Raw genomic sequence first — 13,505 nt, forward strand, 5'->3', positions numbered from 1 at the left:
CGCTGGAACGATAGCTCGCCGCCGGATTGCCGCATTGGGCAGAAGTTTCCAGACCCGCGCGAACGTCCACTTCTCCTCGTCGCGCCCGACACTGCCGAGTGAGGACCAAGGTCCCCGCTCACCTCGGCGTTCCCCGAGGTGGACTACGGCGTCCTCGCGCACCTCGCCCCGCCGTCGCCATAGCGGCTCGAGGGGTCAACGGTGCTGCGGGCGTACGAGAGCAGGGATGACGCAGCATCGTAATAGCTCCCGCCCCGCGCGACCCTGAACGAGGCAGCGACGAGATCGGCACAATCATTACATTCTTCCGGGTAGGCTGCGTGCCAGTCCAGGACCCACTCCCACACATTCCCGGCCAGGTCCGCCTGCTCCCACCGCCCATCGCCCATCGTCGACCGCGACCCGACCGGCTGGAGATCACTGAACGCACACGCGCCGGAGGCAGACCCGTCCCCGGCGCAGCCATACACCGCGTAGCTCGTATCGATCCTGTCATCGCTCGCCAGGTCAGACCAAGGGTACGGCCGCTGCTCGTCTCCGCCTGCCGCCGCGTAATGCCACTCCGCTTCCGTGGGCAACCGGCCTCCATCCCACGAGCAGAACGCGAACGCCACGTACCAGCTCAGGCAGTTCATCGGCAGACGCTCATGGTCGCCGGCCTCATCCGTCCATGCCTGTCTGTCTGCGTTACAATTCACCGCAGCCTTCAGCGCCGACGCGTCCGCAGGCAATCTGCCGTTCCAGGCCGCATCCCACCCGCTCCCGTCGATCTTTGGATGCGCCCCCGCTCCCGGCGCCGGCATGCTCCCGGGATACGCCTCCATGAACCTGCGGAATCGCCCCACCGTCACTTCGAACCGATCCAGCGAGAACCCGCTCACCGTCGCCGAATGTTTCACCCCTTGGTCCCACCGAGTGAAGCTCCCTCCGGGCACCGCCTCGCTCGCGCAGCAGCTTTCCTTGCCAGTTGGCCCGCAGGTCGCCTGCAACCCGGCGCAGCTCGAGAACGTGCACGCTCCTCCGCTGCACGCCGGCGTCTCCGCGGGACACGGCGCCTCATCCTCCCATTGACCGTTGTCATTGCACCGCTGCGGCGTGTTCCCGGAGCACTGCCTATCACGGCCTGGAACACAGACGATTGCCGGGGGGCCATCTTCATCTGTCGCGCCCTCGCCGGCCCCGCCCCCGGTTGTCGCAGCGCCTCCACTCCCGCTGCTGCCGCCCGTGCCGCCCGTGCCGCCGGCGTCCGTGTAGCTGCCCCAGTCCACGTCGAGGATTTGCGCGCAGCCGCCGCACGCGGAGGCGGCGAGCCCGACCACGGCCACCGTCGACCACCCGCCCGCGAGCTTCTCGCCTGCCATGGCGCTCGAGGGTCGTTCGCCGGCACGGCCGATGTCAACAAAATGCCAGCGTGTCCGCCATAGCCGCACGCAGCCCGCGACCGTCTTCGTGGTGGGCGGGTAGAACGTCGAGGAAGGGGGCGGCGCTGCAGCTTCAATCCCGGCGCCACCGGTGTGCGTCGCCGGCACGCCCGCATCGCGGCTCACGGTCCGGTCGGCTTCGGCGGCGCCGCGGTGAGGCGCACGTGGATCGTCGAGGACGACGCGCCGGCGACGGACATCGCCACGGACCGGCCGTCGTCGAGCGACCACGACGCGCTCGCGGTCACCCTGCCGTCGGCCACGCACCCCATGAACTGCTCTGCCGCCTTGCATTCGTCCGGCACCACGAAGCTGCGCTCCGCCGGCTTGCCGTAATGCCGGACCAGCTCGGCGTGGGTGTCACGGAACGTCTGGCTCCACCCCTCGGCGTCCTCAGGCGTGCTGATGACCAGCTCGACGGCCGAGAGCCGACCATCCGCGAATTCGAGCTGCGATGTGGCGCCCGGGATCCCCGCGGACGTCGAACCGCTGCAGCGCGCGCGGCCGTCATTCTCGGTCCATTTGCGCCCTTCCTGCTTGCACAGCTCGGCGGCTTGCCAGTTCCAGGTGCCGAAGACGAACGGGACCGCGCCGGGCGGCGCGGCCAGGGAGCCGTGCTGGCCAGGCAGCAGGCGGCTGTTCGCGAACGCGGCCGCGTCATCCGGCTTCAGCAGCGCCGCCTGCTTCCCGTAACGCCCCTCGTACTCACGCCTGGCCTCGTCGAAGAGGTCGGCCCGCTCGACGCCGGTGGTCGTGGGGTCATGGCGAACGGGCTGCGTTGCGGTCGCGACGGCGGCGCCGATGCCGCCGGCGAGGATGAATCCCAACGTCACGTTGGACCAGTCAGTCTTGTGATGGGCCAGCTCGACGTAGACGTGACCGAAGTAGACAATCTTTCCGTCCCCCGGCACATCGAACGAGATGCCGGGATCGAGGCGCCCATCATAACAAGCTATCGCTGCCACGGAGGTCGTGCCCCGCTTGACGCTCGTGAAGACCCAGCCTGTTTCATCCAGCGGCGCCTGGGTCTGTTTGCCCTTTTCATCCGCGAAGATGACGCGACACTGGTCGGTGATCGTCTCGCTCCGATAGACGACCCTGATGTTTCCGAACACCGCCCCCTGGTCCTCGGGGATCTTCCCCGCCTGGAGCAGGGCGCCCAGGGCCGGGGCCTCCGGCTCCACGCAGCGGGTGAACTGCTTGTACGGGTTCGTGCTCTCGTCGCCGCAAGAAGATCTCGGCGGCACGGTCGAGCTCGCGCACGCGCTCGAGCCCAGCACCAAGATCACGGCAGCACACGAGACGAGCGGTCTGGCTTGAGGCATGGCGTGGAACGATATACGGGTTGGCCATGGATCGTCAATGCGTGAGGTCGACCGGAACCGTCGCAGTCTGTCGCTTCCCCGGGGATTCTGGGAGGGCATGACGACGGATCGCACCCCTTCGGAAGCATGGACTCGACCCGGGCCCAACTGTCAACTCCCGGGTCTCGGGAGCTCGCCGTGACCGAGCAGTCGCGTCGGGCTGCGGTGGTCGCCTCGCTCGCCAGCACCCTGAGTCGCGCCGTCGCCCTCGGGGATGAGGTGGCGGCCCGCGTCGTTCACGAGGCGCTCCGTCGGCTGCTCGGGCTGCCGGTACGTCGACGAGCCGCGCAGAAACGTCGGGCCTACCACCACGTGGTCCGCGTGCGAAACAAGCTCGGTGTCAGCGCCCCGACGAGCCCGGTGAGCGCGAAGCCGAAGTTGCCGGGCGGCCGGAGCAGCCCTTGAGGCGGAGGGCATTCCTTGGTACGATCGGAGCGTATGTTGTCTGTGTGGGTACGCGAGTTGCAATGACCAGCCTCCCCGTCGATCCCTTCACCTGGCACCGCGTCGAGCTGCTCCAGCGCATCATTGACACCCTGCCCGATCCCATTTTTGTCAAGAACCGGGCTCATCGCTGGCTCGCCGTCAACGAGGGGTATTGCAAGCTCATCGGGCACCCGCGGGAGGAGCTCATCGGCAAGGACGACAGGGGGTTCTGGCCCGCCGAGCAGGTCGAGGTCTTCTGGAAGCACGATGATCTCGTCGTGGACACGGGCGAGCCCGACGAGAACCAGGAGGTGGTCACCGGCGGCGACCGCGTCGAGCGGACGATGTGGACACGCAAGTACCCCATTCGCGACGACGCCGGGCAGGTGGTCGGGCTCTGCGGCATCATCACGGACATCACGAACATGAAGGGCAAGCTCGTCGCGGCCGAGCGGCTCGAGGCCGAGAATCGCGCGCAGCTCGGGATCATCGAGGCGCAGCGCACGCTGCTCGAGAAGCTCGCGGTGCCGGTCGTGCGCATCTGGCAGGGCGTCTTGCTCCTGCCGCTCGTCGGCGCGCTCAACCAGGAGCGGGCCGCGCAGGTCACCGAGAGCGTCCTCGCCGCGATAAGCGCCGCCTCCGCGCGCTTCGTGATCATCGACGTGACGGGCGTCCCGCTCATCGACACCATGGCCGCCGAGGGCCTGCTGCGCACCGTGCAAGCCGCGGCATTGCTCGGCTGCGAGAGCGTGCTCGTCGGCATGGGCCCCGCCGCGGCGCAGACCCTGGTCGGGCTCGACGTCGACCTCGGCCGCATCACGACGCGCGGCAGCCTCGAGCGTGGCCTCGAGGTTGCGCTCGGCCGCCTGTCCTACCGGATCGTCGCAGCGGGCAAGGCGGCCACCTCCGGGGAGAGGTGATGTAGCGGGCCCGGCGGGCGGGCACGGGCCCAGCCGCTCGGGCGTACGTGCGCGAACGTGAAGGGCTGAAGCGGAGCTACGCGGCCTTCGCCGGCTTCGGGTTCAGCTGGAGGAAGCGGCGCTGGTAGGCGTACGAGCGGAAGCGGATCTGCAGCGGCGGCTCGTTGCCGCTCTTGATCTCGAGCGTCGCGCCGTCGTCGTGCTCGGCGCAGTGCGGGATGCGCAGCGTGTAGCTCGTGCCGCCGCCGGTGCGCACCGCGATGCCCCCGAGCGCGAGCCCGGCCGCGGCGACGGCCACGTTGGTCCCGGTCTGGCCGTCGTGCGCCTTCGCCTCGACGCCGCGAGTCGCCGGCCTCGCGCACACGCAGCAGCCTTGCGGCCAGCTGATCGCCTCGCTCGTCACCGGCGCCGGAAAGCCCGGCTTCGGGTGGACGTAGGCGTCGGCGAGCAAGGTGAGGACGCGCTTGTCGACGAGGTACGCGGCCTGGCACGTGTCGCAGAACGCCGGGTCTTCTGTGTGGTTGAGCTCGATCTCCGCGAGCGTCGCCTGGCAGCGCGGGCACGTCGCGGTGCCGGCCTGGTCCCTCGCGACGAGGATCGCCCCGAACGCGAACACCGCGAACCCGAGGCCGCCGGCGAGACAGAGCAGCCACAGCAGACCGGAGCGGTCGATCATCGCGTAGAAACAGAGGAACGAGAGGCCGGCGAGCACCGCCGTGATGACGACGTACTTGATGGTAGAGCCAGTGTTGCGGGTCACGGTGGACGTCATGATCGCGACCTTAGCGCCGGTCGACCCTCGAGCGCGCGACGAACGCTGTCGAGGAAAGATGGTAGAGGGGTGGGAGGGGAGCGCGTCCAAACGCCTTTCCGGCGGTCCAGTGCCCTCCTGCCCCACATGCCCGTCGACGTGATGCCTGGCGCGGGACGCCGTCTCGATGCGCCGGAAACATGCATGCTTTCGGTAAGTTGGCGGGGCCCGCCCCCGGCTGGGCCGGCCACGGCGAATGGAGGGAGAGCTCGCCGCTCGGCCGCCCTGTCGCTCGACTCGGGCGGCCGCGCTCCACTATACTGCCCCTATTGTGCGATGGGTTACATGGTTGGCGGCGCGAGCGCCTTCATGTGTGCTCGCGGCGAGCTTCGCTCTGCCGCCGGGACAGGCTCGGGCGCAGGAGTCGGCGCCTGCCGCGGCGCCGCCGGCGGACGAGGCGCGCGGCTGGGAGAAGCCGCCTCCGGCCTACGAGCCCGAGGACGTCGGGCTGTTCGTGCCGCGCGGGCTGCTGTTCGTCCCCCGCATGGCGCTCAAGGTCCTGTTCTGGCCGATCCAGAGCGGGCTTCGGCTCATCGAGCGGCATCATGTGATAGAGCACGCCGAGGACGTGCTCTACAACGATGAGCGCACCGGCGGCGTCGTCCCCGTCATCTCGTATCAGACCGACCTCGGACCGTCGTTCGGCTTCAAGGCATTTCATGACGACGTGGGCGGCCACGACGAGAGCGTGTCGTTCGACGCCCGCTTCGGCGGCCGTTACGTGCAGGCTTACCAGCTCGTCTTCGACGCCGAGCACGTGCTCGGCAGCCGCTTCTGGATCGAGAGCCTCGTTCGCTTCGAGATCCAGCCGCGGCTGCTCTTCCAGGGGTTCGGAGACGCCCCCGGAGCCTCGGATGGAAGCGGCCTCGGGCCGCGCGACGCAGCGGTCGAGACGCGCTTTCGCCAGACGCGCATGCTGGCGCTGGCGCGCTTCGGCTACGCCATCGGCCGTCCGGGCGGGCTGACGAAGCTCGGGGTGACAGGCATCCTGAACCACCGCCTCTTCAGCGACGCGCGGGCCGGCGAGCTCGAGTCAGGCGAGCACGGCATCGGCGAGGTGTACGACACGTCGAGGATCCCCGGCTTCGACGGCGGCACGAGGACCGTCGAGCTCGACGCGAACGTCATCGTCGACACGCGCGATCAGGAGGGGGCCACGGGCAGCGGCGTCTATCTCGAGCTGCTCGGGGGAGGCGTCGTGCCCCAGTCCCTGGCTCGATTCGCCCACGTAGGCGCCGAGCTCACCGGCTACATCGACCTGTTCGGCCGCACGCGCGTGCTCGTGCTCCGGGGCGTCCACGAGGCGGTGGCGGGCGACGACGACGAGATCCCGTTCGCGGAGCTGCCCCGGCTCGGCGGGCCGAGCCGCCTTCGCGGCTACTCGCTCGATCGCTTCCGCGACCGCACGGCCGCGGTCGCGACCGCCGAGTACCATTATCCGATCCACGAGTACGTCGCCGGATCGCTGTTCATCGACGCGGGGCGCGTCGCGCCGACGTACGCGAGCCTCTTCTCCCTCGAGGACTTCCGGCTCGGCGGCGGCGGGGGGTTCATCGTGCGCTCGAAGACCGACGTCCTGTTCACCCTCGACATCGCCTACGGCGACGGGGTGAACGTCTACTTCACGACCGACCCGCTGCGCGCGTTCGCGAGGAGAGGCGAGCAGCTATGAGCCTTCATCATCGTGCCGGGATCGTCGCCTTGACGGCGCTGCTCGCGGGGTGCGCCTACGCCCCGCGCTTCAAGGACCAGCCGATCGTGTGGAAGGTCGACGACGCGCGGAGCATCGCCGAGCCCGAGGAGAACGAGTACCTGAAGCTGCAGTATTTCGCCGACGTCTTCGCGTTGCGGCGCCTCGAGCGCGCGATGGAGCTGCGCGACCACGAGCCGGCGCACAGCACGAACGCGCTCGACGAGGCGCCCGACTCGACCTGGTTTCAGAACCGCATCGGCCGGCGCGACGTCAGCGCCGAGGAGGTCGCCCGCGGCGCCGGCGGCGCGCCGCCCGAGCCCCCGCTCACGATCACGGGCGCGAAGGTGGGCGGGGGCAACGCGGGCTTCCTCGTGGAGGACGCGAAGAAGAAGAAGTTCCTCATCAAGTTCGACCGCCACGAGAACCCGGAGATGCAGACCGGCAGCGACGCCATCGTGGTGCGGCTGTTCTGGGCGATGGGGTACAACGTGCCGTCCGACAACGTGTTCACGCTGCGGCGCGAAGAGCTCATGATCGCCGACGGCTCGACGTTCACGGACGCTCTCGGCGAGAAGCACCCGTTCACGACCCGCGAGCTCGACGCGGTGCTCGCGACCTCGCCGCGCCTGCCGGACGGGGCTTATCGGGCGCTCTCGAGCGAGCTCTTGCCGGGCAAGCCGAAGGGCGGCTGCTCTCCCGAGGGCGTCCGCGGCGACGACCCGAACGACCGGATCCCGCACGAGCACCGCCGCGAGCTGCGGGGGCTGCGGGTGTTCTCTGCGTGGCTCGGCCACACCGACATGAAGCAGGACAACACGCTCGACATGTACGTCGAGGACGGCGGTCGCAGATACCTGCGTCATTACCTGGTCGACTTCGGTGAAGCGCTCGGCGGACACGCCGGAGAGAAAGACCGCAGCGAGGACGGCTTCGAGCACTTCCTGGATTGGGAGAACCAGGGCAAGGCGCTCGTCGCCTTCGGCCTGTGGAAGCGACCGTGGGAAGGGCGGATACGGACGCCGTGGCTGTCGATAGGCACCTTTGCTGCCGACGACTTCGACCCGCGCGCGTGGAGAGAGGCGTATCCATACTTCCCGTTCTTCGAGACCGACGCGTCGGACGGCTACTGGGCGGCCAAGATCACGATGCGCTTCGAGCGGAAGCACATCGAGGCCGCGGTCGCCGCAGGGAGGCTCAGCCACCCCGAGGCAGCGAGGTACCTGGTCGAGACGTTGATCCGGCGCCAGCGCAAGGTGGGGTCGGCGTACCTGGAGGCGGTCACGCCGTTCGACGAGCTGACGATCCGCCCAGGCGCCGTCTGCGGCGTCGACCTCGGCGTGCGCTACGGGCTGGCGACGGGCGGCGTGGTGGAGCGGCTCGGCGACCACGACGAGGTGCTCGACAGCGCCACGGTGACCGCAAACGGGGCCGCGTGCCTCGCGATACCCGAGCACGACCGGTACACCGTCTATCGTTTGCGGACGCGTCGCGGCCGCGATGTGCGGCGCGCGATGCAGCTCCACTTCAAGGGCGGCCCCAGGGCGCGTATCCTCGGCGTGATCCGGTACGAGATCTGAGCGGCCGGCTGATCGTCTCGTGCTCGATTGGCCGGAGGGGTCGCTCCAGCTCGTCCCTGATCGCGGCTTTACACTACTTCAAAATACCACCTGCGGGCGCCCTCTTCTCCGGCGAAAACATGGCTCTCGGCCGCTCGCGATCGCGGCGCGCGCAGGGGTCTCCCCTCGTCGAGCGCTTGACCCAGCAGGTTTTGCCGTTAGCCTCCGGGAATACGTATCGCTGGATCACTCCCTGGCGAAGCTCCGGGAGCCCTGTGATCATCCTCCGTCCACTTTCTTCTATTCGAGAGGGTTGATATGACCTGGAAGTACAGGACGCCCCTGGGCGCGGCCGTGGCCGGGCTCGCCGGAGCGGCGCTGCTGGCGCCGGCGCCCGCCGGGGCCGCGCCGAACGAGGCGACTCACCAGCGCACGGCGATACCGGCCTACTGGGGGCCGGACACCGCAGGCGGAGCCGAGATGTTCGCGCGGCTCGCGCAGAATGTCCCGACGAGCGACGTCGTCGTCATCAACGGGAGCGCGTCGAAGCCAGAGGCGCCGTTCAACCAGGCATGGGCCGAGGCGATCGAAGAGATTCACGACGCGGGCGCCCTGGCCCTCGTGTACGTGGACAGCGGCTATTACGGCTTCGGCTTCCCGCCGGTGGCGCCGCACGCCACCAGGCCGGACGGCCCGGGCGGCGGCGGCAGCTCGGTCGCCGACTGGACGGCGCAGATCCAGCAAGACATCGACGACTGGTACGCGCTCTACGGCGCGTACGGCGTCGACGGCATCTTCCTGGATCAGGTCGTCTCCACGTGCGGCACCGAGGGCGCCCCGGACCTCTACGTGGACCTGTACGCGGCCGTCAGCGACTACATCAGCAACAACTACCCCGGGGCGTACCTCATCCTCAATCCCGGCATTCCGGTGGAGTCGTGTTACGAGGATATCGCCGACACGATCGTCACGTTCGAGGGCAGCTACGCCGCGTACATGCGCGACGACTTCCCGACGGCTCGGTGGCAGCTCGAGAGCGCGAGCCCCGACAAGTTCTGGCACCTCATCTACGACGTGCCGGACGAGGCGGCGATGGCCGAGGTCGTCGCGCGCAGCAAGCAGCAGAACGCCGGCTACGTGTACGCCACCGACGACCGGATCGTCGTCGACGCTGCCGGCACCGTGGTCGGCGTTCCCTGGGATACCCTCCCGCCGTACTGGGACGCCGAGCTGGTCGAGGCGGCCGGCGTCGACGACACCCTGGCGCCCGATCCGCCGGACGGCCTCGACGCGACGGCCGCGTCAGGCACCTCGACGGCGCGCGTGACAGTGACCTGGAACAACCCCTGGGATGACGTCGCGACGGCCGGCTATGAGGTGTTCCAGGACGGTGTCTCGATCGGGACGACGTACGACAACGAGATGACGGTGACCGGCCTGCTGCCGTCCACGAGCTACACATTCCAGGTGAAGGCCTGGGACGCGGCGGGCAACGCGAGCGACCTCAGCTGCCCGCTGTCCGTGGCCACCCCTGCGGCGGCCGCGGCGCCGATCCTGAGCCCGTCCTCGTGCCTGAGCGACTCGGTGGCGAGATACCAGGCCACGTACGTGGATCCATTCGCTTATCGTCGCGTGTTCATCAACAGCGACAGCGACACCACCACCGGGTACGACCTTCCTCCGGGGCAGCCCGCCGGTATCGATTACATGATCGAGAACGGCTGGCTTTACCGGCACACCGGGCCCGGGTGGGCGTGGGTCCTGGTGAGCGGGGTCTCGCCGCTGGTCTCGACGACGGACGATATGGTTGTCTGGGAGGTGCCGATCAGCGCGTTCACCGGGGCGGCCACCACGCAGGTGGTGGTGTTCCAGGGCGGCTCACCCGACGCCTACAGCGAGACGCTCACCGTCTCGCTGAGCAATGGCTGCTGAGGCGGCGCCGCCGCGGCGCGGTATCACGCGTGGTCGAGGATCGGCCTCGCGGGCGCGTCAGGCGGCGGAGCTGGTGGTGGCGCGGAGCGGCTCGGCGGGGAGCTCGCGCGCCTTCCTGGCGGCGGGGACGAGCTTGGGGGCGGTCTTGAGGTGGGTGGCGTACAGGGTGAGGCCCGTGAAGGTGATGCCGCCGAGCATGTTGCCGACGACGGTCGGGATCTCGTTCCACACGATGTAGTCCATGACCGAGAAGTTGCCGCCCATGAGCATGGCCGACGGGAACAGGAACATGTTCACCACGGAGTGCTCGAACGTCATCGCGAAGAACAGCATGATGGGCATCCACATCGCCGTCACCTTGCCGCCGACGGTATTGGAGATCATCGCGCCGACCACGCCGGTCGAGACCATCCAGTTGCAGAGCACGCCGCGCACGAAGAGCGTCAGCATGCCGGCGGCGCCATACTCCTTGTAGCCGAGCGTGCGCGCCTCGCCGATGCCGGAGATGGCCTTGCCGACGGCGTTCGGCTCCGTGGAGAAGCCGAAGGTGAAGACGATCGCCATCATCACGGCGACGGTGACGGCGCCGGCGAAGTTGCCCGCGAAGACAAGGCCCCAGTTGCGCAGGACGCCGCCCAGGGTGACGCCGTTGCGGCGATCGATCAGCGCCAGCGGCGACAGCACGAACACACCCGTGAGCAGATCGAAGCCCAGCAGGTACAGCATGCAGAAGCCGACCGGGAACAGCATCGCGCCGATGATCGGGTAGCCCGTCTGCTGGGTGACCATCACCGCGAAGACGGCGGCGAGCGCGAGCAGCGCGCCGGCCATGTAGGCTCGGATCAACGTGTCCCGGGTCGACATGAGGACCTTGGACTCGCCCGCGTCGACCATCTTGGTGACAAATTCTGCCGGCGCCAGATAGGACATAAGCTTGGCATTCCTCCGTGAAGACGTGGCTGGCGAAAGGACTCGAGCTTGGCGCGCCCGCCCCTGGCTGGCCGCGCCGCGCTGGTCGGCGCGGCCTGGGCGGCAGCGCGAGCGGATCGCCCCGGCGTGTGCCGGAGCGATCGAGCTCCCTCGACGTGCCGTGGAATGTAAATGAGGCTGCGTTTCGTCCTTGTTTCCGTCGATGATCGAACTGCGATTTATCGAGGCTCGAGAGGGTGTGTCGAAGCCCGCGGCCACGAGATCCGTGTCCGAGGTGAAGACGCGCGCCTCGCGCCCGAAGCTGGGGTGGATGAAGACCGTGACCCGGTGCCCGGCGGGGACCCTGGTGGGCACGGTGGCCGGGCGGCGCCCGGTCGCGCCCGCTCACACCTGCGCCTTGCGCCCCTCGCTGTGCCCGTAGGCCGCGACGAAGCCGTCCACCAGCTTCTCGAGGAACGGCTGCATCGGCAGCGGCCGGCAGGTGGTGCCCGACTGTGGTCGATGACGCGCGTGTCGAGGCACGCGCGTCCGCCTGCCTGGACGACCAAAGAACATCACGCGCCCGCGGCGATCGCGTCCTGGAGGCGCGGGAACTCGGGCTTGAAGCCGAGATCTTCTCGGATGCGGCGGCCGTCGAGGAGCATGTCGAAGGCGCGGGCCGCTTCGCCGGCCGAGCCGTCGGGCGGTGGGGCGCCGACCGACGCGAAGACGGTGGCGAGGTCGGGGGCTTCGTCGTCGACCACGTTGTAGATGCGGTGCGAAGGCGACGCGGTGTCGAGCACGCGCGCGACCGCCTGCGCGACGTCGGCGTGATGAATCAAGGCCATGCGCTGCGACGGCGGCCAGCCGCGCATCATCGGGATCGCTTCCTCGATGTGCGGATCACCGTCGCCGTAGACGAAGGGGAGGCGGAGGATGCGCATATCGAGGGCCTCGAGGGCGAGGAGCGCGCGTTCGGCGGCGAGCTTGCTCGCGGGGTAGCCCGGTGGCGGCGCGCAGTCGTCGTCCTCGCGGGCGAGGCGGCCGCCGTTCGGTCCGTAGACCAACCCGGTGCTGGTGAAGACGAAGCGGTGCACGTTCGCGGCGCGGGCGGCGGCCGCGAGTCGTTGCGTGCCGAGGTCGTTGACGGTGTGCGCTTGCTCGGGGGTGGCGCCGCGGAAGAAGGCGGCGCAGTGGACGACCGCGTCGATGCCGCGCACCGCGGGCGCGAGCGAGGCTTCGTCGAGGAGATCGCCCTTCACGATCTCGACCTGGTGCTCGCGCAGCTCGGCGGCGCGGTCCGGATCGCGCACGAGGGCGCGGACGTGATCGCCCCGGCGGGCGAGGCGCTTTGCGAGACGGCTTCCGACCTTTCCGGTCGCTCCGGTGACGAGGATCTTCATGACCACGACGCTAGCGACGCGCGCAGGGGGGAATTGGAAGAAGCGGACAACGTCTCGCGCGGGCTTGCGCGATCGGCGCGCGCGTTCATCCTCCGGTCATGCACGCGAGCACCTGCCGCCATCGCCTCGCGCCGAGCGCGTCGACTGCGCCGGCCGTCGAGGCGCTGTTCGTGAACGAGCGCACCGGCGACGCGCCGCACCTCTTGATCCCGCGCCCCGAGATCGACCTGATCTTCCGCTTCGGGCCGGCGGCGCCACGCGGGCTCGACGCGCATGCGCTCGGCGCGCGGCACCGGGTGCGTCGAAAGGTCCTGCGCGGCGTCCGCCGCACGGTGACGGCGCGGCTTCGCATCGGCGCTTCGGAGGCGGTGCTCGGCGTGCCGGCATCGGCGCTCGCCGGCCGCGTCGTGGCGTTCGTGGATCTGTGGGGTGACGAAGCGACGCGACGTGTCTTCGATCGGCTCGCCGGCGCGCGTGACGCGCTCGAGGCTGCGGCGATCGTCGATCGGGCCATCGCCGAGCGCCTCGCGAGGGCTTCGGAAGCGCGACGCGCGGTCGCTCCGCTCGCGCTCGTCGCCGCCAACAAGCTCCGCGACGACGAGTCGAGCCACGTGAGTGCCATCGCTGACGATCTCGGCGTGAGCGAGCGCCACCTCCGCCGCGTGTTCCGCGATGCGGTCGGGGTCGGCCCGAAGGCGTTCGCCAAGCTCGCGCGCTTCGATCGCGCGCTACGTGCCGCGCGCGAGGATGACGGCGCCGGCTGGGCGACCATCGCCGCCGCCGCGGGCTACTACGACCAGGCGCACTTGATCGCCGAGTTCCGCGCCATTGCCGGCGCGACGCCGCGCGCCCTCCTCCACGAGCTCCGCGCCGCGCCTTCGATCGGCTAACCGCGCATCGCTGCGAGCTCTTCGGCCATCATCGCGCCCGCGCGATCCAGGTGAAGACCCGAGGACGGTCGTCACCCGCCGTACGACGCGCAGAGACTGTTGCTCCTCAGCACCAACAGCGCCTTTGCCGACTGAGGCCGAGTCGTCCACCACGCCGCCTTCGTGGTCTCCCTCGTCGAC

General features: G+C 69.5%; 11 protein-coding genes. 5 read left to right on the top strand and 6 right to left on the bottom strand.

All coding sequences use genetic code 11. The features are described from left to right. Nucleotides 1-143: 143 nt before the first annotated feature. Complete coding sequence (locus tag WME76_RS40590) at nt 144-1,361, bottom strand: formylglycine-generating enzyme family protein (protein ID WP_437962215.1); 1,218 nt, start codon at nt 1,359-1,361, stop codon at nt 144-146. 182 nt (nt 1,362-1,543) lie between these two features. Next, on the bottom strand, nt 1,544-2,746 hold the full coding sequence (locus tag WME76_RS40595; protein ID WP_437957518.1) for a hypothetical protein: 1,203 nt from the start codon (nt 2,744-2,746) through the stop codon (nt 1,544-1,546). A gap of 506 nt (nt 2,747-3,252) precedes the next feature. Between WME76_RS40595 and WME76_RS40600 the strand changes: the two genes are divergently transcribed. Next, nucleotides 3,253-4,131 carry a PAS domain-containing protein gene (locus WME76_RS40600; RefSeq protein ID WP_437957519.1) on the top strand — a complete coding sequence of 293 codons (879 nt, stop codon included), beginning with the start codon at nt 3,253-3,255 and terminating at the stop codon, nt 4,129-4,131. Between the two features lie 76 nt (nt 4,132-4,207). Here the strand turns inward: WME76_RS40600 and WME76_RS40605 are convergent, their stop codons facing one another. Then, nucleotides 4,208-4,903, bottom strand: a complete 696-nt coding sequence (locus WME76_RS40605) for a hypothetical protein (RefSeq protein ID WP_437957520.1) — start codon at nt 4,901-4,903, stop codon at nt 4,208-4,210. Nucleotides 4,904-5,255: 352 nt separating this feature from the next. On the opposite strand from WME76_RS40605, the gene WME76_RS40610 reads away from it, so the two are divergent. From WME76_RS40610 to WME76_RS40620, 3 genes are all read left to right on the top strand, one after another. Next, nucleotides 5,256-6,614, top strand: a complete 1,359-nt coding sequence (locus WME76_RS40610) for a BamA/TamA family outer membrane protein (protein ID WP_437957521.1) — start codon at nt 5,256-5,258, stop codon at nt 6,612-6,614. Continuing rightward, nucleotides 6,611-8,212 carry a hypothetical protein gene (locus WME76_RS40615; RefSeq protein ID WP_437957522.1) on the top strand — a complete coding sequence of 534 codons (1,602 nt, stop codon included), beginning with the start codon at nt 6,611-6,613 and terminating at the stop codon, nt 8,210-8,212. The genes WME76_RS40610 and WME76_RS40615 overlap by 4 nt, the downstream gene beginning before the upstream one ends. Before the next feature lie 297 nt (nt 8,213-8,509). Further along, nucleotides 8,510-10,123 carry a spherulation-specific family 4 protein gene (locus tag WME76_RS40620; protein WP_437957523.1) on the top strand — a complete coding sequence of 538 codons (1,614 nt, stop codon included), beginning with the start codon at nt 8,510-8,512 and terminating at the stop codon, nt 10,121-10,123. A gap of 57 nt (nt 10,124-10,180) precedes the next feature. Here WME76_RS40620 and WME76_RS40625 read toward each other — a convergent pair whose 3' ends face one another. The 3 genes from WME76_RS40625 to WME76_RS40635 all read right to left on the bottom strand — a co-directional run bounded on the left by WME76_RS40625 (nt 10,181) and on the right by WME76_RS40635 (nt 12,435). Continuing rightward, nucleotides 10,181-11,053 carry a formate/nitrite transporter family protein gene (locus WME76_RS40625; RefSeq protein ID WP_437957524.1) on the bottom strand — a complete coding sequence of 291 codons (873 nt, stop codon included), beginning with the start codon at nt 11,051-11,053 and terminating at the stop codon, nt 10,181-10,183. A 384-nt stretch (nt 11,054-11,437) separates the two neighbouring features. Further along, nucleotides 11,438-11,575 (bottom strand): hypothetical protein, encoded by a 138-nt coding sequence (locus WME76_RS40630; protein WP_437957525.1) that lies wholly within the window; start codon nt 11,573-11,575, stop codon nt 11,438-11,440. Nucleotides 11,576-11,607: 32 nt separating this feature from the next. Further along, a complete protein-coding gene (locus tag WME76_RS40635) occupies nt 11,608-12,435 on the bottom strand; it encodes an NAD-dependent epimerase/dehydratase family protein (RefSeq protein WP_437957526.1) in 828 nt (275 codons plus the stop codon). A 98-nt stretch (nt 12,436-12,533) separates the two neighbouring features. On the opposite strand from WME76_RS40635, the gene WME76_RS40640 reads away from it, so the two are divergent. Next, the gene (locus WME76_RS40640; protein WP_437957527.1) at nt 12,534-13,325 is read left to right on the top strand and encodes a helix-turn-helix domain-containing protein; all 792 of its coding nucleotides are present in this window, start codon (nt 12,534-12,536) and stop codon (nt 13,323-13,325) included. The last annotated feature ends 180 nt before the right edge of the window (nt 13,326-13,505 follow it).

The organism is Sorangium sp. So ce119 (assembly GCF_051524405.1).
Classification (GTDB): Bacteria; Myxococcota_A; Polyangia; order Polyangiales; family Polyangiaceae; genus Sorangium; species Sorangium cellulosum_G.